Annotated in this window: 21 protein-coding genes; 9 read left to right on the forward strand and 12 right to left on the reverse strand. The window is 63.0% G+C overall.

Translation table 11 applies throughout. The features are described 5' to 3' along the window. Positions 1 to 109 precede the first annotated feature (109 nt). Positions 110 to 1,051, forward strand: a complete 942-nt coding sequence (locus ACYQ4Z_RS07285; RefSeq protein ID WP_219971991.1) for a CysB family HTH-type transcriptional regulator — start codon at positions 110 to 112, stop codon at positions 1,049 to 1,051. Here ACYQ4Z_RS07285 and thiD read toward each other — a convergent pair. Both thiD and rpoH read right to left on the reverse strand, forming a co-directional pair. Beyond that, positions 1,039 to 1,962, reverse strand: a complete 924-nt coding sequence (gene thiD / locus ACYQ4Z_RS07290) for a bifunctional hydroxymethylpyrimidine kinase/phosphomethylpyrimidine kinase (RefSeq protein ID WP_219971992.1) — start codon at positions 1,960 to 1,962, stop codon at positions 1,039 to 1,041. The genes ACYQ4Z_RS07285 and thiD overlap by 13 nt on opposite strands. Then, complete coding sequence (rpoH, locus tag ACYQ4Z_RS07295) at positions 1,959 to 2,888, reverse strand: RNA polymerase sigma factor RpoH (protein WP_219971993.1); 930 nt, start codon at positions 2,886 to 2,888, stop codon at positions 1,959 to 1,961. The genes thiD and rpoH overlap by 4 nt, the downstream gene beginning before the upstream one ends. A 271-nt stretch (positions 2,889 to 3,159) precedes the next feature. Between rpoH and ACYQ4Z_RS07300 the strand changes: the two genes are divergently transcribed. Then, the gene (locus tag ACYQ4Z_RS07300) at positions 3,160 to 4,152 is read left to right on the forward strand and encodes a porin (RefSeq protein ID WP_459860528.1); all 993 of its coding nucleotides are present in this window, start codon (positions 3,160 to 3,162) and stop codon (positions 4,150 to 4,152) included. A 200-nt stretch (positions 4,153 to 4,352) separates the two neighbouring features. Here ACYQ4Z_RS07300 and ACYQ4Z_RS07305 read toward each other — a convergent pair whose 3' ends face one another. Then, on the reverse strand, positions 4,353 to 5,309 hold the full coding sequence (locus ACYQ4Z_RS07305; protein ID WP_459860529.1) for a DnaJ C-terminal domain-containing protein: 957 nt from the start codon (positions 5,307 to 5,309) through the stop codon (positions 4,353 to 4,355). Positions 5,310 to 5,517: 208 nt separating this feature from the next. Here ACYQ4Z_RS07305 and ACYQ4Z_RS07310 point away from each other — a divergent pair, with 208 nt between their 5' ends. After that, positions 5,518 to 7,176, forward strand: coding sequence for an ATP-binding protein (locus ACYQ4Z_RS07310; protein ID WP_459860531.1), 1,659 nt, complete (start codon positions 5,518 to 5,520; stop codon positions 7,174 to 7,176). Here ACYQ4Z_RS07310 and ACYQ4Z_RS07315 read toward each other — a convergent pair. Genes ACYQ4Z_RS07315 through ACYQ4Z_RS07340 form a run of 6 tightly spaced genes read right to left on the reverse strand, consistent with a single transcriptional unit; the run spans position 7,160 to position 12,615 of the window. Further along, entirely contained in the window at positions 7,160 to 7,582 is a 423-nt protein-coding gene (locus ACYQ4Z_RS07315; RefSeq protein WP_119335832.1) for a CoA-binding protein, read from the reverse strand. The genes ACYQ4Z_RS07310 and ACYQ4Z_RS07315 overlap by 17 nt on opposite strands. A gap of 19 nt (positions 7,583 to 7,601) precedes the next feature. Then, on the reverse strand, positions 7,602 to 8,615 hold the full coding sequence (gene gluQRS, locus ACYQ4Z_RS07320) for a tRNA glutamyl-Q(34) synthetase GluQRS (protein ID WP_459860532.1): 1,014 nt from the start codon (positions 8,613 to 8,615) through the stop codon (positions 7,602 to 7,604). Then, the gene (locus ACYQ4Z_RS07325; protein WP_459860534.1) at positions 8,599 to 10,812 is read right to left on the reverse strand and encodes a RelA/SpoT family protein; all 2,214 of its coding nucleotides are present in this window, start codon (positions 10,810 to 10,812) and stop codon (positions 8,599 to 8,601) included. Before ACYQ4Z_RS07325 ends, gluQRS begins: the two co-directional genes overlap by 17 nt. A 20-nt stretch (positions 10,813 to 10,832) precedes the next feature. Continuing rightward, complete coding sequence (rpoZ, locus tag ACYQ4Z_RS07330) at positions 10,833 to 11,048, reverse strand: DNA-directed RNA polymerase subunit omega (RefSeq protein ID WP_438438362.1); 216 nt, start codon at positions 11,046 to 11,048, stop codon at positions 10,833 to 10,835. A gap of 11 nt (positions 11,049 to 11,059) precedes the next feature. Then, positions 11,060 to 11,704, reverse strand: a complete 645-nt coding sequence (gene gmk / locus ACYQ4Z_RS07335) for a guanylate kinase (protein WP_285615523.1) — start codon at positions 11,702 to 11,704, stop codon at positions 11,060 to 11,062. 44 nt (positions 11,705 to 11,748) lie between these two features. Continuing rightward, on the reverse strand, positions 11,749 to 12,615 hold the full coding sequence (locus tag ACYQ4Z_RS07340; protein WP_459860535.1) for a YicC/YloC family endoribonuclease: 867 nt from the start codon (positions 12,613 to 12,615) through the stop codon (positions 11,749 to 11,751). Between the two features lie 49 nt (positions 12,616 to 12,664). On the opposite strand from ACYQ4Z_RS07340, the gene ACYQ4Z_RS07345 reads away from it, so the two are divergent. The 6 genes from ACYQ4Z_RS07345 to metH all read left to right on the forward strand — a co-directional run bounded on the left by ACYQ4Z_RS07345 (position 12,665) and on the right by metH (position 21,039). Beyond that, positions 12,665 to 13,588, forward strand: coding sequence for a serine/threonine protein kinase (locus ACYQ4Z_RS07345; RefSeq protein ID WP_459860536.1), 924 nt, complete (start codon positions 12,665 to 12,667; stop codon positions 13,586 to 13,588). Positions 13,589 to 13,598: 10 nt separating this feature from the next. Next, positions 13,599 to 14,534 (forward strand): PP2C family protein-serine/threonine phosphatase, encoded by a 936-nt coding sequence (locus ACYQ4Z_RS07350; protein ID WP_459860538.1) that lies wholly within the window; start codon positions 13,599 to 13,601, stop codon positions 14,532 to 14,534. Continuing rightward, complete coding sequence (rph, locus tag ACYQ4Z_RS07355) at positions 14,531 to 15,289, forward strand: ribonuclease PH (protein WP_459860540.1); 759 nt, start codon at positions 14,531 to 14,533, stop codon at positions 15,287 to 15,289. Before ACYQ4Z_RS07350 ends, rph begins: the two co-directional genes overlap by 4 nt. Further along, positions 15,283 to 15,909: an RdgB/HAM1 family non-canonical purine NTP pyrophosphatase gene (rdgB, locus tag ACYQ4Z_RS07360; protein ID WP_459860542.1), complete on the forward strand. Its 627-nt coding sequence runs from the start codon at positions 15,283 to 15,285 to the stop codon at positions 15,907 to 15,909. The genes rph and rdgB overlap by 7 nt, the downstream gene beginning before the upstream one ends. 104 nt (positions 15,910 to 16,013) lie before the next feature. Further along, positions 16,014 to 17,189, forward strand: a complete 1,176-nt coding sequence (hemW, locus tag ACYQ4Z_RS07365; protein WP_438439008.1) for a radical SAM family heme chaperone HemW — start codon at positions 16,014 to 16,016, stop codon at positions 17,187 to 17,189. A 37-nt stretch (positions 17,190 to 17,226) separates the two neighbouring features. Then, positions 17,227 to 21,039 (forward strand): methionine synthase, encoded by a 3,813-nt coding sequence (gene metH, locus ACYQ4Z_RS07370; protein ID WP_459860544.1) that lies wholly within the window; start codon positions 17,227 to 17,229, stop codon positions 21,037 to 21,039. Between the two features lie 28 nt (positions 21,040 to 21,067). Here metH and ACYQ4Z_RS07375 read toward each other — a convergent pair whose 3' ends face one another. Genes ACYQ4Z_RS07375 through thiL form a run of 3 tightly spaced genes read right to left on the reverse strand, consistent with a single transcriptional unit; the run spans position 21,068 to position 23,284 of the window. Further along, complete coding sequence (locus ACYQ4Z_RS07375) at positions 21,068 to 21,667, reverse strand: CinA family protein (protein WP_119335820.1); 600 nt, start codon at positions 21,665 to 21,667, stop codon at positions 21,068 to 21,070. A 43-nt stretch (positions 21,668 to 21,710) separates the two neighbouring features. Then, complete coding sequence (locus tag ACYQ4Z_RS07380) at positions 21,711 to 22,229, reverse strand: phosphatidylglycerophosphatase A family protein (protein WP_217125404.1); 519 nt, start codon at positions 22,227 to 22,229, stop codon at positions 21,711 to 21,713. After that, entirely contained in the window at positions 22,226 to 23,284 is a 1,059-nt protein-coding gene (gene thiL / locus ACYQ4Z_RS07385; protein ID WP_459860546.1) for a thiamine-phosphate kinase, read from the reverse strand. Before thiL ends, ACYQ4Z_RS07380 begins: the two co-directional genes overlap by 4 nt. Positions 23,285 to 23,327 lie beyond the last annotated feature (43 nt).

Consider the following 23,327-nt stretch of genomic DNA (forward strand, 5'->3'; position numbering starts at 1 on the left):
TCACGATCCCGTCATTGTACCGTACTTTCCATCATATGGAATAACGCTTCCCTTGACGGTAGGATTCGAACTGTTTAGAGTGCACGAAACAGCGAAAGGTGTCCTGCACATGAATCTACAGCAGTTGCGTTATGTGATCGAGGTGATTCGCCACGGCATGAACGTTTCCGACGCCGCCGAATCGATGTTTACCTCGCAGCCTGGCGTTTCGAAACAGATTCGGGCGCTCGAGGAGGAGCTGGGTGTCGAGATTTTCGTGCGCCACGGCAAGCGCCTCACCGGATTGACGGAGCCGGGCAAACAGGTGGTTGCGCTCTGTGAGCGGATTCTGCGCGACGTCCATAGCCTCTATACCGTTGCGGAAGAGTTCGCGAAAAGCGACGACGGCGTGTTGGCGATCGCCACCACCCATACCCAAGCGCGCTATGTGCTGCCGCCGGTGATCGACCGCTTTCGTCGCCTCTACCCGAAAGTGCGCTTTTCGCTCCATCAGGGGAGCCCCCGGTACGCGTGCGAAATGGTCTTGGCGGGCGATGCCGACCTGGTGATCGCCACCGAAGCGATCAGCCAATACCCGGAATTGGTCGAATTGCCGTGCTACCAGTGGACCCATTCGCTGGTGGTTCCGAAAGACCACCCGTTGGCAACCGTCGAGCCGCTCTCGCTCGAAGCGATCGCGCACTATCCGCTCATCACGTACGACGGCGCGTTCACGGGGCGCGACCACATCAACAAGGCATTCTTGGGACGGGCGCTGAAACCAACGGTAGCGCTCACGGCGATCGACTCCGACGTGATCAAGACCTACGTGCGTTTGGGGCTGGGGGTTGGGATCATCGCGAAGATGGCGTTCGACCCCGCTGTCGATGGCGATCTGGTGCAGCGGGATCTTGGCCATTTGATCGAATCGAACGTCACCCGCATCGGGATCCTGCGCAACGCCTACCTGCGCGGCTTCGTCTTTGCGTTCATCGAAACGCTCGCGCCTCACTTGAAGCGCGACGTGGTGGCGCGCGTGGTACGCGGTGAGGGCAGTTTTTACGAATTGTGACCGCGAAGCGGCATGTGGCCCAGGGGCTGCGCGCCGCGCCCGGCAGCAATGTGGGGGCACGCACCGATCGCGCGTTGTAGGTAACTGTGCGCCGCGGCAAAACAGGTTTGGGCTGCTTCGGCAGTGAGGGTTGGCGCGGCGTGCGGCGCGGCAGTAGAATTTTCTCCCGAAGCGTTCTGCTTTGTGAACCAAAAGCCGAGTTCCGCGGTGAGCGCCGCGGCAAGCGTACAACCGGTGCCGTGAAGCGCGCCAAAGGGTTGGCGGGGGGCGCGGAATTCCAGCATCGTTTCCCCATCGAACGCCAGATCGACCAGCTCGTCGCCCGGCAGATGCCCTCCTTTGAGCACGACCCATCGCCCGGATGTGGCGGGAAGGAGTGCACGCAGCCGTTCCGCGGTGCGGCGCATTTCGGCGCGCGACGTCGCTTCCGGTAAGCCAGTGAGCGCTGCGGCTTCCGGCAGGTTCGGGGTTACCACGGTCGCAAGTGGCAGCAGCTGTTCGACCAAAACGGAGACCGCGTCGGCATCGAGCAGCCGGTCGCCACTGGTCGCGATCATCACCGGGTCGACGACAAGGGGCGGCAGTGCTGCAGGGTCGGGAAACCAGCGGCGCAACGCTGCCGCAACCGTTTCGATCACCGCGCGGTTACCCAGCATCCCGGTTTTGATCGCGGCAACGGGGAGGTCGGCGAAGAGGGTGTCGAGCTGCGCGGCAAGGAAGGTGGGGGGCGGGGTGTGAATCGCAGTGATGCCGCAGGTATTCTGCGCGGTGAGCGCAGTGACCACGCCGCAGCCGAACGCGCCCAGTGCGGTGAAGGTCTTGATGTCGGCCAAGAGCCCCGCGCCGCCAGACGGGTCGACACCGGCGATCGCGACGCAGTTGGGGATAGGGGTGGAGTGGGGTTCGGTCATAACACCGCTTCCGCTTGCGGGGAAAGCCACTTCCGCAATTTTTTCAGCGCGGCGGCTTCGATCTGCCGCACCCGTTCCGCAGAGATCCCGTATTCGGCGGCCAGTTCCTGCAGCGTTGCCGGTTTTTCGCTGAGCCAGCGGCGGGTGACGATCGCGCGGCTGCGTTCGTCGAGCTGCGTGAGCGCCTGCTGCAACCCCTCATGGCTCAACCGTTCCGCTTCCGCTTCGGCCACCGCCTCTTCCGGCGTGCCGCCGGGGTCGGGCAGGTAGGCGAGCGGCGCGCGCCAGTCGGCCTCTTCGTCGCTATCGATCGGCGCCTCCAACGCGACGTCGCCACCTGCGAAGCGCGCGTGCATCTCCGCGACCTCTTCCGGTTTCACCGCCAGCGTTTCGGCAATCGCGTCGGCTTTCGCGCGCGTGAGCGGTTCGCTGCCCAGAAGTTTGCGTAGGTTGAAGAAGAGTTTTTTCTGCGCCTTGGTGGTCGCGATCTTCACCAGCCGCCAGTTGCGCAGGATATAGTCGTGGATCTCCGCTTTGATCCAGTAGGCGGCAAACGTGAGGAAGCGCACCCCTTTGTACGGGTCGAAGCGGCGCACCGCTTTGAGGAGCCCCACGTTGCCCTCTTGGATGAGGTCGGCTTCCGGCAAGCCGTAGCCGAAATATTGCCGGGCGATCATCACCACGTAGCGCAGGTTCGCGAGCACCAGCTTGCGCGCGGCGTCCAGGTCGTTCGTTTCATGAAAGCGACGCGCCAGCTCCTGCTCTTCGGCCTCAGAGAGCACGGGAAAGCGGTTTACCGCCTGGATGTAGCGGGACAAACTGTTTACGGGACTAGGAAGCGACCCTTGCCACGCCGCGGGCAGCGCCGCGGTGCTGTGGACGCCAGATGCAAGCGGTTGGGGTAGCGTCGTTGTGGCTTCGCGCATCGTGAACCCTCCTTCCTCGACCCGATGGTCATTTTAGCACTCTCACCCTTGGAGTGCTAAAACGGGCGGAAAGTTCCACATAAAAACAGTGTCAACGATTTGTGGCGCGAGTGCAACAGCTCGGTGCAGGGAGAGAGACGCAATTGTTCATTGCCTCTTGCGTTGGGACGTGATCGTGGTCACAATAAGCGCCAAGCATTCGCGCTTGCGGTGCTCAGTTGGCGGGTGCAGGCGCACCCAGGGTTAACATCTCATGCAGAGGAGAAGCACGATGCAAAAGAAACTGATCGCTCTGGCAGTTGCCGGGCTGGTCGCTGCGCCGGCGATGGCTCAGTCGAACGTGACGATTTATGGCGTGGCGGACGCCTATTTTGGGTTTGGTTCAGACGACAATAAGGATATCTCCGCGATCGACAGCGGCGGGCTGGCCGGTTCCCGTATCGGTTTCAAAGGGTCTGAAGACCTGGGTAATGGTCTGAAAGCTGTCTTTACCCTGGAGCAAGGTTACGCAATCGATACCGGTAAGGCCGGTCCGTCCGTCGGTGACAGCGTCTTCAGTCGTCAAGCGTGGGTCGGGCTGCAGGGCAGCTTCGGTACGGTGTCGCTGGGTCGTCAATACGCACCGGGGTTCTTCGTGGCCGATTATGACGCATTGCTGAGTTCTAAGATCAGCCCGCAATCTACGCTTTCCGGTCTGAAAGGCATGACCATTACGCCAAACTCGCCAGCACGTTGGGACAACTCCGTGAAGTACACGGGTAGCTTCGACGCGGTAAACGTGCAAGCCATCTACTCGATGGGGACAACCGAAGTCGCAGCAAGTGGGGTGAGCGACGACGACAAATACGGTTTGTCGGCCGCTTACGCGAATGGTCCGGTCAGCGTTGGGGTGATCTACCACAACGTGGGTTACGCCAGCAAGGATCAGTCTGAATGGTTGATCGGTGCGTCGTACGATTTCGGGATGGCGAAAGTTGCCGGTTCGTATCAAGCCGCGTCCAACATCGGTGGTATTGCGAATGCCGATTCGAAGCTCTGGAACTTGGGTGTGATCGTTCCGGTGGGTGGAGGCAACGTGCATCTTGCGTATGCGAAGGTTGACGAGGACGGTACCAGCGTCGATCCGTTCTCCTACACCTTGGCTTACACCTATCCGTTCTCCAAGCGCACCACTGCCTATGCGGGTTATCAGAAACTCGACTACGATACCGCTACCAAGGATGACATGGATCTCTTCGTGGTTGGTGTGAACCACAAGTTCTGATCGCATCGGCTGAACGGTTCGATCATGATGAAAAGGGCGCGCAGGCGCCCTTTTCTTTTTGCCTTTTGTGCTCCATGCGTACCGAACTACCTAAACGTTGCGGTTGGCGTTCGGTGCGCTATTCTTCCGTCAGCGGCGGTTGTTGCGCATCGCGCGTTGTTCCAGCAAATCCGCGTCGAACGCAATTCGGCGCGGCCCTTTCATGCGTGGCTCCTTGCGTCAAATTCCGGGAAGGCGTTCGCAAGCGCTTCGTACGCGGCGCGTTGCGCGTCGTTCGCAGGTTGCGGAAGGACGACGGTGAGTTCCAGGTAGAGGTCGCCTGCTGGGTTTCCGGGAATCCCCCGGCCTTTGACGCGCAGCGTCTTGCCGTTTTGCGCGCCCGCCGGCACGCGGACTTTGAGTTCGCTGCCGTCGGGCAGTCGCACCGGGACGACCGCGCCCAGCGCCGCTTCCCACGGCGCGAGCGGCAGTTTGCGGTAGACGTCGCGCCCTTCCACCCGATAGTCGGCACTCGGGCGGAAATGGACTTCGAGCAGCAGGTCGCCGTTCGGGCCACCGTGGATACCCGGTCCCCCTTGGCCCGCCAGCCGGATGATCTGCCCTTCGCGGATCCCTTTGGGAATTTTGATTTCGAGCGTGCGCGGTTTGACCACGAGATGGCCGTGCGCGTCGAGCTCGGCAGCGCGCAGGGTCACGGTTTTGGTGCCGCCGCGGTAGGCCTCTTCCAGGTCGATGAGGATCTTCGCGTGGTGGTCTTCGCCGCGAAACGCTTGGGTTCCGGTGTGGGCGCGGCGATGGGTTCGGTGTCCGGCGCCCATGCGGCCGAAGAGTTCGGTGAAAAAGTCGGAGAAGTCGCCCATCTCGGCAGCGTCGAAGGGGCCGCCGCGAAATTCGAAGCCGGCGTCCCACCCGGGTGGCGGCCGGAACTCTTGCCCGGCCCGGTAGTGGGCGCCCAGTTGGTCGTACGCGGCGCGTTTTTCCGGGTCGGAAAGGACCGCGTAGGCTTCGTTGATCGCTTTCATCTTCTGTTCGGCATCCGGCTCTTTCGAGACGTCCGGGTGGTACTGCCGCGCCAGTTTGCGGTACGCTTTTTTGATCTCGTCCTGGGTTGCAGTGCGCGGCACACCCAAGATTTGGTAGTAGTCGCGAAATTCCATCCGCTCAGCCTTTTTCTGCTTGCATTGCCTGTTTTCAATGTAGGCGCGCGCGGATGGGTTTTCAAGTGGCGCGCTGCGGCTGGGAGCGGAGCGGTTGTGGTGGACAAGCCTAAACGGGGCGGCAAGGTGGTGCGGTTGTGGCGGGCAAGGCCAAACGGGGTGACAAGGTGGTGCGGTAGAATCGGTCAACAGCTTGGGGAGGTGCTCTATGCTCGGCCGTCGCAAACTTCCCATTGGTATTCAGACCTTTGCGAAGATCCGCAACGAAGGGTACTACTACGTGGATAAGACTCCGCTCGTTGCCGCTCTTGCAGAAGGCGGAGGTGCTTATTTTCTTTCTCGTCCACGCCGCTTCGGCAAGTCGCTTTTCCTCGATACCGTGGCCGAAGCTTTTGCCGGAAATCGTCTGCTGTTCGAGGGTGGAGCGCGCGCCGAGCGGCTTGGGGCTGATCCGCAAGCGGCTGCGCGCTCGCGGCTTTATCTTGCCGACCATTGGGATTGGGGCAAGCGCCATCCGATCGTTCGGGTTTCGTTTGCCGAGGGGCGATTGGAGCGGCGGGCGCAGCTCGAGGAGCACATCCATGCGGTACTGGAAGAGAACGCCGAGCGGTTGGCGGTACCGATCTCGGATCGTGCAAGCGACGTCCATATCCGGTTTCAACAGCTGATTTCGCGCGTGGCAGAGCGGTACGGCGAGCGGGTGGTGGTATTGATCGACGAGTACGACAAGCCGATCCTCGACAATCTCACCGAACCGCAGGTGGCGCGGGCGATGCGCGAGGGGTTGCGAAACTTCTACTCGGTACTGAAGGGGCGTGATGCCGATCTGCGCTTCGTATTGCTGACCGGCGTTTCGAAGTTCAGCAAGGTTTCGCTTTTTTCCGGTTTGAACCATTTGCGTGACATTACTTTGTCGCGCGCGTTCGCCACGATCTGTGGCTATACGGAGCACGATCTCGATTCCGTTTTCCAGCCCGAGTTCGCCGCAGCGGCAGAAGCGGGTGTGCCATTGGAGCGGGAAACGGTGCGCCGATGGTATAACGGGTACGCGTGGGAGGGCGAGCCGGTATACAACCCGTTCGACATCTTGCTGCTTTTTGCCGAACGTGTCTTCCGGCCCTGGTGGTTCGAGACGGGGACCTCTTCGTATTTGGTCGACTGGCTTCGCTCACGCGGCTACTTTACCCCTGCGCTGGAACAGACCTTCGCCACGGAACAGCTGCTGTCGGCATTCGATGTCGATCATATCGAACCGGAAGCGATGCTGTGGCAGAGCGGTTACCTGACGATCGAGGCGGCTATCCCTTCCCATAGGGGAGTGGTCTACCGCTTGCGGTTGCCTAACCAAGAGGTGCGCTCTGCGCTCAACGAGGCGTTGCTCACCGTCTGGGCGCCGCCGCAGGTCAATGCGCTTGCCAACGCGGCTACCTTTGCTGTGTACGACATTTTGGCCAAGGGTGATGCGACCGCGCTGCGCGATCATTTCGAACGGCTTTTTGCGGCGATACCGCACGATTGGTATCGTAAGAACCCGATCGCGCAGTACGAGGGCTATTTCGCGAGTGTCTGTTACAGCCATTTGGCAAGCCTGGGCGTGACCATCGTTGCCGAGGATGTCACGAACCAGGGTCGGGTCGATCTGACGGTGCAGCACGGCGGTACCGTTTGGGTCTTCGAATTCAAGGTGGGGGAAGGGCAAGGGGCACAGGAGGCGCTTGCTCAGCTTCGAGCCCGGGATTACGCCGCGAAGTACCGCAATGCACCCGGCGTGAACCAAGTGGTCGAGGTCGGGGTGGCCTTTTCGCCGCGCACGAAGCGCATTGCCGGTTGGGAGGTGAATCGGATTGCGGTCAATTCGGCGGGGTGATGAGCCGCTGATGTTCGATTTTGAGGCATCGGTCTTGCACGACGGTGATGCCGCGCGCGATCAGGGGTTCTACCGCTGCGTCGTTGCGGATCCCAAGCTGTAGCCAGAAGGTTTGGCACCCTTTGGCGAGCGCTGCGGTGACCACTGGCGGGACGTCTTCGGCTTTGCGAAAGACGTCGATGATGTCGATCGCACCGGGTACGTCAGCGAGCGTCGGGTAGGCGGGCAAGCCTTCCCAGGTGGTTAGCCGCGGGTTGATGGGGAGGATTTCGTAGCCGGCGTCGCGCAGATAGCGTGCGACGCGGTAGCTCGCGCGGTCGGGCTTGTCGGAGATGCCGACCACTGCGATGCGGCGCGCGTTTGTAAGGAGCGTTTTGAGCGTTTCGTCGTTCGGGTTGGGGATCATCGTGTGGCTCCGGAAAGGGTCAATCGGCAAAGGTAAGAGCTGCGGTCGTTTCAGTCACCGGCAGCGCGGTGACCTCGGGTATCGCGGCTGGGTTCCAGTGGGCAACGGCCCATGCCACGATGGTTTTCGGGGATGCGTTGCAGAGCGCCTTTGGGGGATTTTGCCGCAAAAAGGTGAGCGCGGCAACGAGCGCAGCGGCAAGTGTTCGGGGGTCGTCGTAGGGGAGCGGTGGCGCGAGGTTCTGTTTCGAGAGTTTCTGGCCGTTCGCTGCAAGCGCGACCGGTACGTGGGCGTACTGGGGAACGGGTAGGTCCAGCGCCCGAGCGAGCGCAATCTGGCGGCAGGTGGAGCCGAGGAGATCGGCGCCGCGGACGACGTGGGTGACGCCGATCTGCGCGTCGTCGACCACGACCGCCAGCTGGTACGCGGCAACCCCATCGGCACGCCAGACGATGAAGTCGCCCAGATCTTCGGGGAGGTTTTCAGTGACGCGCCCTTGGATGCGGTCGCAAAAGCTCAGGGTTTCGGTGGTGCGGTAGCGCCACGCCCGGGGTGTGCGCTGAGGGGCAAGGCCGTTGCGGCAGGTGCCGGGGTAGCGGCGACTGCCGTCGATGGCGCGCGGGGCGTCGGCAAGGTCTTTGCGCGTGCAGCCGCACGGGTAGAGGCGACCGTTTTGGCGTAAGGTTTCGAACGCGTCGCGGTAGGCGTCGCGGTGGTGCGACTGGTAGGTGACGGGGCCGTCCCATTCGAGTGCGCACGCTTCGAGTTGGCGAAGGATCGTTTCGGCGGCATCCGGAACGACCCTAGAGGTGTCGAGGTCGTCGATCCGAACGTGCCAATATCCCTGATGCGCGCGCGCGTCGCAGTAGCTCGCGAGCGCCGCGACGAGCGAGCCGAAGTGGAGCGCCCCGGTGGGCGAGGGGGCGAAGCGGCCGTGGTACGCGAAGGGCGGTGGTGCGGGTTCCGTGGTGGGGTTTGGGTCAGCGCTGGCTGCAGGTGCCGCGGTTGGGTTCGCGTTAGCGGCGTTCACCATGGTTTGCCAAAAGGCGTTGGATGCGCACAAGGCCCCGTTCCCGGCGGAGCCGTTTGATGATGCGCGCCAAATGGACGCGGTCGCGCACGTCGATCACGAATTGGATCAGGGTGGTGGCTTCGGGTTGCGCGTCGAGTTGGACATGGACGATGTTGCCGCCTTCCTGTGCGATTGCGGCGCTGATCCGCGCAAGCATCCCGATTTCGTCACGGGCGACGACGGTGAGCGCCGCGGGGAAGTGACGCGATTCGGGGATGGTGTCGCTCCATGTGACTTCGACCCAGCGCGGTTTGCCGCCGCGGCGCACGATGGGGCATTCGCTGCGGTGGATGTCGAGGCCGTGCCCTTGCCGCAGGATGCCGACGATGTCGTCGCCGGGCACAGGGCGGCAACAGGGGGCAAAGGTGATCGAGACGTCGGCGCGTTCGCCCACTTTGAGGCGGGAGAGCGGTTGTGGTTTCAGAAGGCCGCTGCGGCCGCTCTCGTGGTCCTGTGCGGCAACGAGGAGTTCAGCGAGCGCGATCGCGTTGCGGTGTCCCAAACCCACCTCTTGCAGGAGTTGCTTTTTGCTTTTGCCCGAGAGTTGCCGGAGGAGCCGATCCCACGCGAGCGCGGAGATCGCGCCCAACGTGAGACCATAAGGGCGCAGCGCCTGGTCGAGCAGCCGTTCACCCAGGATCACCGCTTGTTCTTGGGTCTCTTGCCGCAGGAAGCGGCGGATCGCGGCGCGGGCGCGCGCGGTGCGGACGAAGTTGAGCCACGCGGGGTTGGGGCTTGGGGTGTTGCTGGTGATGATTTCGACGCGGTCGCCGTTGTTGAGCTCGGTGCGCAGCGGCATCAGCTCACCGTTGATGCGGCACGCGATCGCTGCGTGGCCCACTTCGGAGTGGATCGCGTACGCGAAGTCGACTGCGGTGGCGCCGCGTGGCAGGGAAAAGATCTCGCCGCGCGGGGAAAAGACGAAGACTTCGTTGGGGTAGAGGTCGATACGCACCGCTTCGAGGAAGTCGTGCGCTTCGCTTTCGGCTTGGAGTTCCAGGAGCGACTGCAGCCACGCGTGGGTTTGCCGTTCGGCGTCGCTCGCGGGTTCGGCGCTTTTGTAGAGCCAATGGGCGGCGACCCCTTGTTCGGCGAAACGGTGTTGCTGGACCGTGCGAATCTGGATTTCGAGCGGCACCCCTTGTGGGCCGATCACCGTGGTGTGGAGCGACTGGTAGCCGTTCGGCTTGGGGAGTGCGATGTAGTCTTTGAGTTTGCCGGGGATCGGTTTGAAGTGGCGATGGATCGCGCCCAGGGCGAGGTAGCAGCTTGGTTCGTCGGTGGTGACGATGCGCAGGCCGAAAAGGTCGAGGATCTGCTCGAAGGGAAGATGCTTTTGCCGCATCTTCTGGTAGATCGAGTAGAGGTGCTTTTCGCGGCGGTAGATTTCGGCATGGATGCCCCATTCGGCGAGCGCGGTTGCCACCGCGTCGTGCAGTTCGTCGAGCAGTTGCGCGTTGGCGCCGCGCGCCGTTTCGACCGCGGCAGCGAGCACTGCGTGCCGCCACGGGTGTTCGGCGGCAAACGCCAGGTCTTGGAGTTCGCGAAAGAGGGCGTTCAGCCCCAAACGGTGGGCAATCGGGGCGAAGATTTCGAGGGTTTCATGGGCGATGCGCCGCCGTTTGTGGGATTTGAGCGCCGAAAGGGTGCGCATGTTGTGGAGGCGGTCGGCGAGTTTGATCAAAATCACCCGCACGTCGCGCGCCATCGCAAGGAACATTTTGCGAAAGTTCTGCGCTTGTGCCTCTTCGACGGTTTGCGATTCCAGCTTTTCGAGTTTGGTGAGCGCATCGACCAGTTCGGCAACGGTGGTGCCGTAGCGGTGCGCGATTTCGTGCTTCTTGACGCCGCAATCTTCGATCACGTCGTGGAGCAGCGCCGCGATGATGCCGTTGTCGTCGATGTGCCACTGCGCCGAGATTTCGGCAACCGCGATCGGATGGGTGACGTAGGGTTCGCCACTTGCGCGCTTCTGGCCCTCATGGGCCCATGCGGCGAAATGGACCGCATCGTCGATTCGGGCAAGCGCTGCGGCGTCAAGGTAGGTAGCGAGCGTTTTGCGCAGCGCGCCGTAAGTGACCGGGATGTTTTGCGGTTGAAAAGGGCTAAGCCGGGAAAGCGGTGCGGCAGCCGCAGCGGGAGGGGGCGCGTCTGCCATCGCGGCTTCCCGGTTGCGGATCAGGTGTTGCGTTTTTCCAGGATCTCTAAGCCCACCGCACCCGCGGCGATTTCCCGCAGTGCGATCACGGTGGGTTTGTCTTTGCTGTTGGGTTTGAGCGGAATCAGTGGTTCCGCGCCCAGGCTCAACTGCCGCGCGCGCGTTGCGGCGGCGAGCGTCATTTCGAAGCGGTTGGGGATCTTTTTGAGACAGTCGTCTGCAGTGATGCGTGCCATCTTCGGGTTCCTCAATGCGTTGGGGACAATGCGGCAATTTCCGAGAAAAGTTTCCGATGCCGTGCGGCCTGTTTGGCAGTACGACACCGTTCGGCCGTAACGACCGCGATGAGTTCTTGGGTTGCGACGTCCAAGCGATCATTGATGATAACATATTCGAACTCATGGACGTGGCGAAGTTCCTCATGGGCGTTCGCAAGGCGTTTCGCGATCACCGCGTCCGAGTCCGAAGCCCGTTTGCGCAGCCGCGCTTCCAGTTCGGCAAACGAGGGAGGGAGGATGAAGATCGTGACGCACGCGGGGAAACGCGCTTTGATCTGCCGGGCGCCTTGCCAGTCGATTTCCAGCAATACGTCGCGGCCAGCTGTGAGTTCCGCCTCGACCCACACGCGCGCGGTTCCGTAGTAGTTGCCGTGGACTTCGGCCCATTCGAGAAAGGCGCCGTTTTCGACCATCGTGCGAAATTGCGCTGGGGAAACGAAGTGGTAGTGAACGCCGTTTTGTTCGCCAGGGCGTGGAGCGCGTGTGGTATAGGAGACCGAGAGGCGAAGGAGCGGGTCGGACTCGATCAGGCGGTGGACGAGGGTGGTTTTGCCCGCTCCGGATGGGGCGCTGACTACGAAGAGGGTGCCGGCGAAGTGGATGGTTGGGTTCACGGTCGCGTTCCTTTGCGCGTGACTGGGATGCTGACGCTACGGGGTCACTCGATATTTTGCACCTGTTCGCGCATCTGTTCGATCAATACCTTCATTTCCAGCGCGATGCGGGTGAGGTCCGGGTGTGCTGCTTTTGCCGAGAGGGTGTTGGCTTCGCGGTGAAATTCTTGCATCAAGAAGTCGAGCCGTTTGCCAACGGGGCCGTCGCGGGTAAGCGTATGGGCAAGTTCGTCGATGTGGGCGTCCAGGCGATCGAGCTCTTCGGCGACGTCGACTTTCTGGACGTAGAGTGCTACCTCTTGGCGGATGCGATCCTCGGTCTCGGGCGTGGTGATCTGGGCAAGCGCTGCAGAGAGTTGCGCGGCGTAGCGGGCGTGCGCTTCGGGGGCGAGACGGCGCGCTTCGCGGACCCATTCGCGGAGTTGCTGGGCGCGCGTTTCGAGCGCTGCAGCCAATTGCGCCCCTTCACGGGCGCGGTGGGCGATGAGTTCGTCCACTGCGGCGTCGAACGCGGCAAGGAGCGCCGCACGTTGGGCTTCGGTGTCGTCGGCATCACCTGAGAGCACCCCGGGCCATTGCGCGATTTCGCCGACAGAGAGGGGCGGCGCGTCGGGAAAGTGGTCGCGAATGGTTGCTTGGAGCTGCGCCAAGGCCGCCAATGCTTTTGGGTCGACAGCGGGCGGAGGGCTTTCCGCGGTGTGTTGGAGTTGTAGACGCACTTCGACTTTGCCCCGTTTGATTCGTCCGGCAAGGCGCTGGCGCAATTCCGGCTCCAAAGGCCGCCACGGGTCGGAGAGGCGAAAGGAGAGGTCGAGGAAGCGATTGTTGACGCTTCTGAGCTCCCACGTGGCTTCAGCAGCGGGGCCAAGCGCGATGCGCTTCGCCGCGAACGCGGTCATGCTGTGGATCATCGGCTGGCTCGTTATAATGCGATGATGGGAATTGTACACGCTGCCCACCATGGCTGAAAGTGCGCCGAACGTTCCGTTGCCCGTCGGATGGTTGGTGGAGGGTTACCGGATCCGATCGCTCGTGGCGCGCGGGGGCTTTTCATTCGTCTATCGGGTTACGGGAATGGACGGGCAGACCTACGCGCTCAAAGAGTTTTTCCCGCACGAGATGGTCGTGCGCCACGCCAAAGAGGTCGAGCCGACCGTTTTGCCGGGAAAAGAGAAGGCGTTTTACTTCGGCTTGAAATGTTTTTTCGACGAGGGGCGAACGTTGGGGCAGATTGGGCATCCCAACATCGTGCGGGTCTATAGCCTCTTTCGCGCGTTCGAGACGGTCTTTCTGGCGATGGCGTTCGAGGAAGGGGTGAGTTTACACGACTACATTCGCCGTAAGCGCGGGCGATTGCGTGAGACGTTTATTCGCGTGCTGCTCATTCGGCTGCTCAAAGCGTTGCGAGAGATTCATGCGCACAAACTGCTCCACCTCGACCTCAAGCCCGCCAATATTTTGTTGCGCCAGGGGGGAGATCCGGTGCTGATCGATTTCGGTTCGGCGCGGCAAGGGATCGCGCACGAGATCGCTTGGGTGCGGACGATGTTCACACCGGGGTACGCGCCGCCCGAGCAGCTGGAAGCGAAAAAAGAGGCGATCGGCCCGTGGACCGATCTCTACGCGTTGGGTGGGATCGTCTATGCGTGCATGACGGGCAGTTCGCCGCCGCGCGCCGAGGAGCGCCAGACCGCAGACCCGGTGCCGTGTAAGTTGGCCGAACTGCAAGGAGTTTATAGCGCAGAGCTTTTGGACTTGACCGCGCAACTTTTGGCGCTCGATGTCGCGAACCGGCCGCAGAGCGCCTATCAAGTCTATAAACGGATCGCTGAAAGTACCTACCAATTGACGCGAACGAGTACGCTCGTGGTGGGCGGCGAATAGGGGAAAGAGGATGCGGTTTGCCATTTTCCAGGCGACCTCGGTGGGCGATCGCCGCAAAAACGAAGACCGGGCTGGTTATGCTTACTCCCGCGACGCACTCCTCATGATGGTCGCCGATGGAATGGGCGGGCATGTCTCGGGTGACCGCGCCGCAGAGGTCGCGGTGCAGGTTTTGGCCAAAGCCTTTTCGCTGGCGGCAAAGCCCACGGTCGATGATCCCGCGACTTTTTTGGCCCATGCCTTCATCGAAGCCCATTTCGCGATGAATGCGCTCGTTGCCGGCGATCGCGCCGGTAGCGCCGGTAGCGCCGGTAGCGATCAGCAACCGAGGACAACGCTGGTTGCCGCGTTGGTGCAAAATGGGCAGCTGTGGATCGCCCACGTCGGTGATTCGCGCCTCTACCATCTGCGTAACGGGCGGGTGACGCTGCGCACGACCGACCACTCCCAAGCGCAGCTCTTACTGCAGCAAGGGCTCTTGACCGAAGCGGATCTGCGGTACCACCCGTCGCGCAACCGGCTGCTGGCGTCGATCGGCGGTGAAGAGGTGCCGCGGGTCGAATTCACGCGGCGCGTCACGTTGCAGCACAACGATGTCGTCGCCCTCTGCTCCGACGGGTTGTGGGGGCAAGTGGACGACGAAGAGATCGCGAAGCGCCTCTCTGTGCCCAACCTGGAGTGGGCAACCAAAGCGCTGGTCGAAGAGGCGGTGACCCGCGCGATGGGCCATTCCGACAATGTGACGCTCTTGACGATGCGGTGGCTGGAAACCGCGCACGAATCGCTCGATGCGGTATTCACCGAGACCACCGCGGGGGTGGTGACCTCGATTTTTTCCGAGATGGACGACGCGGTGCCGAGCGATCTCGTGTTGTCCGACGACGAAGTCGATCGGGCAATTCAGGAGATCAACGAAACGATCGAAAAATTCCGGAGGAACCGATGAGCGAGCGTGTCGATGGCCGCGCTGCCGATGTGTTACGGCCTGTCACCATTACCCCAGGGGTCGCGCCTTATGCCGAAGGTTCGGCGTTGATCGCGCTGGGCAATACCCGGGTGCTGTGCACGGCAAGCGTCGAGGCGCGCGTGCCGCCGCATCGCAAAGAGAGCGGCGGCGGTTGGGTCACCGCGGAGTATGGGATGTTGCCGCGCGCGACGCACACCCGCAGTGAGCGCGAAGCGGTGCGCGGTAAGCAGAGCGGGCGTACCCAAGAGATTCAACGGTTGATTGGGCGGAGCCTGCGAATGGCGGTCGATCTCGACCGCTTGGGGCCGCGGCAGATCATTCTGGATTGCGACGTGTTGCAAGCCGATGGCGGGACCCGCTGCGCGGCGATCACCGGGGGCTGGGTGGCGTTGGCGCTCGCGTGCGACCGTCTGGTGCGCGAGGCGGTGCTACCCTCGTCCCCCCTGGTTGCGCAGATCGCCGCGGTCTCGGTGGGGGTCGTTGCGGGGGCGCGTCTGCTCGACCTGGCATATGAGGAAGACTTCCGCTGTACGTTCGATATGAACGTGGTGATGAACGCGCGTCAGGAACTCATCGAAATCCAGGGTACGGCAGAAGGGCAAGGGGTGTCGCGTGCCGAGTTCATGCAACTGCTGACCCTTGCCGAACACGGGATTGAGGGGCTTATCGCTGCGCAACGGGCTGCGTTGCAGGCTGCTGGCGTAGCGCTGGCCGAGGAGTGTGGAAGATGGTGACCGTGGTACTCGCAAGTGACAATCGCGGCAAACTCGCTGAATTCGAGGCGCTGCTCGCACCGCTCGGGGTGACGGTGCGGCCGCAGGGCGCTTTCGCGGTGCCCGCGGCGAGCGAGCCGTACGGTACGTTCCTGGAGAACGCGCTCGCGAAAGCGCGGCATGCTGCACGTCTGACCGGGTTGCCCGCGTTGGCCGACGATTCCGGACTGGTCGTGCCCGCACTCGGTGGGGCACCGGGGGTCTTTTCGGCGCGCTACGCGGGGGAGCCGAAATCGGACGCGCGCAACAACGACAAATTGCTGGCCGAAATGGCAGTGCTTGAAGGGGAAGCGCGCCGTGCCTACTTTTACGCCTGCCTGGTTTTCGTCGTGCACGGTGACGATCCTACCCCGTTCGTCGCCGAAGGGCGGTGGTGGGGGACGATCGCCGAGGCGCCCCGAGGCACGAACGGGTTTGGTTACGATCCGCTCTTTATCGACCCGGAGTCGAACCAAACCGCTGCGGAACTCACGCGCGACGAGAAAAACCGCCGCAGCCACCGTGCGCGCGCTGTTGCGCGACTCGTGGCGGCGTGGCCCGAACTGTTTGCGGCGCTTCCGACTGTTACCGTGCGCTCGTAAGGTCCCTGCGCATCGTGACAAAGCCCGACGCGTACCCGGTCACTCCGCCAAACGAACGGGAATCCTACCCGGCACCGAGTAAGCCCCCGCCCCTAGCCGTTTATATCCATGTCCCTTGGTGTGTGCGCAAGTGCCCCTATTGCGATTTCAACTCCCACCCGCAACGAGGCGCGTTGCCAGAACGGGCTTTTGTGGCGGCACTCGCCGAAGATCTGGCACACGATGCGGCGCTCGTTTCCGGCCGCACTGTTACCTCGATCTTTTTCGGTGGCGGCACACCCAGTCTGCTGTCACCCGATGCCATCGCGGCGATTTTGCAGCACGTGCACGCTACGCTTTCCATTGCCGCAAACGCCGAGGTGACGCTCGAAGCCAATCCGGGGGCCACCGAAATCGCAGCCTTGTCGGCGTGGCGCGACGCCGGGGTGAACCGGGTGTCGATCGGGGTGCAGAGCCTCGATCCCGTGGGGCTCGCCGAATTAGGGCGCATCCATGACGCTCCCACGGCGGAACGGACTGTTGCCGCTGCGCTCGAGGTATTCCCGCGCGTCAATGCCGATCTGATCTACGGCTGGCCGGGACAGACCCCGCAAGGAGCGGAAGCGGAGGTGATGCGGTTGCTCGCCCTTGGTGTCGCGCACGTTTCGGCGTATGAGCTGACGATCGAACCCAACACCCCGTTTGCCGCAGCGCCACCGGCTGGCCTGCCGGACGAGACGCGTTTGGGGGCGATCGAAGCGGCGGTTCATGCGGTGTTGGCAGGCGCTGGGTTCTCGCGCTACGAAGTGAGCGCTTTTGCTAAGCCCGACCACCGCGCGCGCCACAACCTCAACTATTGGACCTTTGGTGATTACCTTGGGATTGGGCCGGGCGCGCATGGCAAGATTTCGTTTCCCGGTTCGGGCATTCTGCGAACCCGCAAGCGCGCGCATCCCAACGATTACCTTTCGGCAGGGCAGCATAGGAACCGCCCAGACCGTGTCCAGGGCTTGGACACCTCGTCCGTGACCAACCCCTATACCGCTGCGGCACATTGGGTGCAGGCAGACGCGTTGCCGTTCGAGTTCCTGATGAACGCGCTGCGCCTGGCCGAAGGGGTGCCGCGCCCGCTTTTTACCGAACGGACCGGGTTGCCATTCGCGGCGATCGCAGACACCTGGGAGCGGCTCGCTGCGCGTGGCTGGGTGGTGGACGATGCGGCGCGTCTGGCGTGCACGCCACTTGGTTGGCGTTACCTCAACACCGTCCTCGAAGCGTTCCTGGACCCTATGGTATGCTAATCGGTTCCCCAACGGAGCCTCTTTGACGGAAATAGCGATGCAACCCGACCGAACCGCCGAATTGACCGCGTTACTCGAAACCCGCGTGCTGCTTTTGGACGGCGCGATGGGGACGATGATTCAGCGGTACCGCTTCGACGAAGCCGATTTTCGTGGAACACGCTTTGCCGATCACCCCACTGAGCTCAAAGGCAACAACGACCTTCTGACGCTTACCCAGCCCGACGCGATCGCTGCGATTCACCGCGCCTACCTCGACGCAGGCGCGGACATCATCGAGACCAACACCTTCAACAGCACGCGCGTGTCGCAAAGCGACTACGGGTTGGAAGCGCTGGCGTACGAATTGAACCGCGAAGGGGCGGCGATCGCGCGCCGCCTTGCCGATGAATATACGGCGAAAACCCCGGAAAAACCGCGTTTCGTCGCCGGGGTGCTTGGCCCCACCTCGAAAACCCTTTCCCTTTCGCCCGACGTGAACGACCCCGGTTACCGCGCGATCACCTTCGACGCGCTTGCCGACGACTATTTCGACGCGGCGCGCGGCCTCATCGACGGCGGTGCGGATCTCATCCTCATCGAAACGGTCTTCGATACGCTCAACGCCAAAGCAGCGGTCTTCGCGCTCGAACGGCTCTTTGCCGAACGCGGCCAGCGGCTTCCGATCATGATCTCCGGGACGATCACCGACGCCGCTGGGCGCACCCTTTCAGGACAGACGCCGGAGGCGTTTTGGGCGAGCCTTGCGCACGCCCGCCCGCTCACCTTCGGGTTCAACTGTGCACTCGGTGCGCGCGAATTGCGGCCGCACATCGAAACGATCGCGCGGGTGTGCGACACCTTCGTTTCGGCCCACCCAAACGCGGGGCTGCCCAACCCGTTGGCGCCGACCGGTTACGACGAAACGCCGGAGATGCTCGCTGCCGAAGTCGAAGGGTGGCTTGCCGAAGGGTTCGTGAACGTGGTCGGCGGTTGCTGTGGCACGACTCCGGAGCACATCGCGGCGTTGGCGGAGGTGGCCAAGCGCTATCCGCCGCGCAAACGCCCGGCACCCAGCAAGACGCTGGTGTTGTCGGGGCTCGAACCACTCGTCGTCGACGCAACCACCGGTTTCATCAACGTCGGGGAGCGAACCAACGTTGCCGGGTCGAAAAAATTCGCGCGCCTCATCCGTGAGGAGCGCTACGACGAAGCGCTTGCGGTTGCCGCGCAACAGGTCGAAGCGGGCGCGCAAGCGATCGACGTCAATATGGACGACGCGATGCTCGATGCGCCGAGCGCGATGAGCCGTTTCTTGCAACTGGTTGCCGCAGAGCCGGAAATCGCTCGGGTTCCCGTGATGGTCGACTCCTCGCGGTGGGAAGCGATCGTTGCCGGGTTGAAATGCCTGCAGGGAAAGGGGATCGTCAATTCGATCTCACTCAAAGAGGGCGAAGCGACGTTCCTTGCGCAAGCGCGTGAAGCGCGGCGGCTGGGCGCTGCGGTGGTGGTGATGTGCTTCGACGAAGCGGGGCAGGCCGATACCTTTGCCCGCAAGATCGAAATCGCGGAACGAGCCTATCGGCTGCTCACCGCAGACGGATTCCCGCCGCACGAGATCATCATCGACCCCAACGTCTTCGCGATTGCGACCGGGATCCCGGAGCACGACCGCTACGCGCTCGATTTCATCGAAGCGGTACGCTGGATTCACGAAAACCTGCCGGAGGCGAAAACCAGTGGTGGGATCTCCAACGTCTCGTTTGCGTTTCGCGGCAACGACACCGTTCGCGAAGCGATGCACACGGTGTTCCTCTACCATGCGATCGCTGCGGGACTCACGATGGGGATCGTCAATGCGGGGCAACTGGGCATCTACGACGCGCTCGACCCGGAACTGCGCGCGGTGGTCGAAGATGCACTATTGTGCCGACGCCCCGACGCCGCGGAGCGGTTGATCGCGTTTGCGCAAACGCTTGCCGAACGGGGGCAGGGGCAAGGGAGCCAGACGGCGCAGACGGCGCTCGAATGGCGCAACTTGCCGGTTGCGGAGCGGCTCAAGCACGCGCTCGTCAAAGGGATCACCGAATTCGTCGTCGAAGACACCGAAGCGATGCGCGCCGAATTCGCGCAGCAAGGGAAAGGGCCGCTTGCGGTGATCGAGGGGCCACTGATGGACGGGATGAACGTCGTCGGTGACCTTTTCGGCGCGGGCAAGATGTTCTTGCCGCAAGTGGTGAAGTCGGCGCGCGTGATGAAGATGGCTGTGGCCCATCTGTTGCCCTATATCGAGGCGGAAAAAGCGGCGAGCGGCAACACCGCGGCGAAAGGGAAGGTGGTGATCGCCACCGTCAAGGGCGACGTGCACGACATCGGCAAGAACATCGTCAGCGTCGTGCTGGCCTGTAATGGCTACGAGGTGATCGACCTGGGCGTGATGGTGCCGTGCGAAAAGATTTTGGCCGAGGCCAAAGCGCATGGGGCCGATGCGATCGGCCTTTCCGGGCTCATCACCCCGTCCCTCGAAGAGATGGCCTATGTGGCGAAAGAGATGCAACGCCAAGGGTTCAAGGTGCCGCTCTTGATCGGCGGCGCGACGACGAGTCGAACCCATACCGCGGTCAAGATCGCCCCGCACTACGATGCCGGTGTGGTCTGGGTGCCGGACGCATCGCGCGCGGTGGGGGTGGTTTCGGCGCTCCTCTCCCCAGAAAGCAGCGCCTATTTGGCGAACGTCCGTGCCGAGTACGACCGCATTCGGGCGCGCCACGCGCAGAAACAGGGGTTTCGGGTTGTTCCGCTCGAAACGGCGCGGCAAAACGCCTTTGCGACTGACTGGGCGCACTACCAACCCCCGCGCCCCATGCGCGAAGGGGTTTTTGCCGAAACGGTGCCGCTTGCTACGCTCGTTGGCTACATCGATTGGGCACCCTTTTTCCAGACGTGGGATCTTTCCGGGAAATTTCCGGCGATCCTTGATGACGCCACCGTCGGGGAGACGGCGCGAAACGTTTTTCGCGACGCCGTTGCGCTCGTTGCCGCGCTGGTTGCGGCGGACCCGGCCTCCCAGGGCATCACACCGCATTGGCACGAAGCGGTAGAGAACCTCTTGCCGCAGGGGGTGGTGCCGCTTGCGGATGGTGTGGTCGGCACCAGTGGAACACTCACGGCCCGTGCGGTTTGGGGCCTGTTCCCGGCGCAGCGGGTGGCGCCCGAGGATATCGCGATCTATCCCCCCAATACGCAGCCGTGGCGGGATGCGGGGGATCCGCTCATGGTCTGGCATGGCCTGCGGCAACAGCACGAACGGCCTACCGACCAACCCCATTACGCGTTGGCCGACTTTGTCGCGCCCGTGGGGACGCCCGATTGGATCGGCGCGTTTGCGGTCACCGCCGGGATTGGGATCGAACCGCTTCTTGCGGCCTATGCCGAGCGCCACGACGATTATCACGCGATTCTCCTCAAAGCGGTCGCGGATCGACTCGCCGAAGCGTGCGCCGAGTGGTTGCACGAACGGATTCGGCGCACGGAATGGGGGTACGCGCCGGACGAGTACCTGACCAACGACGAGCTGATCGCTGAAAAGTACCGCGGCATCCGGCCCGCACCGGGGTATCCGGCCTGTCCCGACCATACGGTGAAGCGCGACCTGTTCGCACTGCTGGAGGTACCCCAGCGCATCGGCGTGACGCTCACCGAAAGTTTCGCGATGCATCCCGCCGCGAGCGTCTCCGGCTTCTACTTCAGCCACCCCCAAGCGCGTTACTTCGCGATCCCCAAGATCGGCGACGATCAACTGCGCGATTGGGCGCGCCGCACTGGGATGGCGCTGGACGAAGCCGAGCGGTGGCTTGCCCCGATTCTCTGAAAAAGGCGGAGCGGCGTGTTTGCGCGGTTTACCCCACGGGGGGACGCTGTGCGCGGGGCGTAACCAGCTGCAACAGCGCAGCAAGTGCCCATTCGACCGTCTGAATTCGCACTGCCGCGCGGTTGCCGCGGAAATGGCGCGTCGCTGCCGTCACCCCGTCTGGTCCTGCCCACGCAAAGCAGACCGTTCCCACCGGTTTGTGCGCCGTTCCCCCGGTGGGGCCCGCGATACCGGAAACCGCCACGGCCCAGGTAGTCGCAGCGCGTGCGCGCGCGCCGCTTGCCATTTCGCGCACCGTCGCTTCGGAAACAGCGCCGTGCGCGGCGAGCGTCTCGGGCAGAACGCCCAGCAGCGCCGTCTTTGCCCGGTTGGCATAGGTGACGAAACCGGCTTCGAACCATTCGGAGCTACCGGCAACACTGGTGATCGCGGCGGCGATCAAACCTCCGGTGCACGATTCGGCGGTGGCGAGCGTTTCACCGCGTTCGCCTAATAAGCGACCGACGCGCGCAGCAAGGTCATACAGAAGCGGCGGGACGTCGTGCACCGCATCGTAGGTCTGGGCATCGTCCAAGGTCTCTTCGTCTGGGAGCGCCTCGTTGGCTGGTCCGATGCGGGACTGCTGCATTGTCTCTTCCTTTCGTGTGCAATGCCATTTCGCAGAAAATGGCTTACCGCGGCAGCACGTCGTAATGGACCGCAACGGCGAGCACGAAGAGCGTCATCACCGCCGCGATCAGATCGTCGATCATGATGCCCAACCCCCCCTTGACGCGGCGTTCCACCATGCGAATCGGCCACGGCTTCGTGATGTCGAAGAGGCGAAAGAGCGCAACCGCAGCCCCTTGGGCCAGCCAGTTCGCGGGCGTGAAAAGCAAAACCCACCAAAGCGCGACGATCTCATCCCAGACGACGGCCTCTGGGTCGTTGTCCCCCAGCGCGTGTGCTGTGACGCCGCATGCCCAGACGCCAAAGCCCGTGCATGCGATGAGCCAGGCAAGCAGCCATTCTATGGGGAGCTGATGGACGAGCAGTGGCCACAGGAACCAACCCGCCAAAGTGCCCATCGTACCGGGTGCCCAACGCGAAAGGCCGCTGCCCAAGCCGAGAGACAGGAAATGGACGGGGTGCCACAGCAGCGCCGTTGGGGAACGCGCGTGTGCCGGGGCGCGCACGGATGTGCGTGTCACGAAAAAGACTCCGGTTGAATGTCCAAATCCAAGGGCTCAGCGACACGGAACGGGTCCCACCCTTGGGGAGGTAGCGTGGTACGGGTGCCATCACGCCGCAAAAGCACCAGCGGCGACGCCTCTGGGATGGAGCGTGGCACGACCGAACCGATGCGGTGCACGGAGACACCCGCGCGTCGTGCCGCTTCCGCGACGGCTGTTCGGTGCCTCGGGTTCGCAGTAAACAGTAACTCATAATCGTCTCCGCCGCCCAAAAGCGCTGCCCATGCCTTTTCAGCAGGCGCGCCTTGGGCCACCAAAGGTGCCAGCGGCAATGCGGCCTCTTCCACGCAGAGCGTCAATTCGGGTCGCGTCTCCACCAGATGGTGCGCGTCCTGCGTCAGCCCGTCGGAAATGTCGAGCATCGCCGTCGCGATGCCGCGCAGCGCAAGCCCAAGCGCGATGCGCGGTTGCGGCCGTTCCAGCGCAGCGATCCATTCGGAACACCCCGGCAGATCACCTGAGAGGCGTCCCGTGCGCACCGAAAGCCCCAACGCGGCGCGGCCCGGTTGGCCGCTCACCCACAGATCGTCGCCAACCTGAGCGGTCGAACGGCGAATCGCCGCTTGCCACGGAACCACCCCGAGCGCGGTGATCGTGATCGCAAGTGGTCCTCGCGTCGTGTCGCCTCCGATGAGCGCGACACCATAGCGCTGCGCGCACGCTTGCACGCCGCGTGCAAACCCTTCGAGCCATTCCGGATCGTATCGCGGGAGCGTCAGCGCAAGGAGGAACGCCGTCGGCTCTGCCCCCATCGCTGCAAGATCGGAGAGATTCACCGCAAGCGCTTTCCACCCCAGGTCCTGCGGGGCGAAGTCCGGCAAAAAGTGGCTGCCTGCAACGAGGGTATCGGTGGTGAGCGCGAGCGCCGCAGAGGCATCGTCGCGATTTCCACGCAGCGCAGACGCGCACGGCAGGAGCGCGGCATCGTCGCCGATTCCCAAGATGGATGGCTCGGGCGGAGCGCACGATCGGAAAAAGCGCGCGATCAGCGTAAATTCGTCTATTTTTCCCATAAAAAAATTGGCTGTCCGAAACGGTTATTGTTACAATGGTAGC

The organism is Hydrogenophilus hirschii (assembly GCF_054656675.1).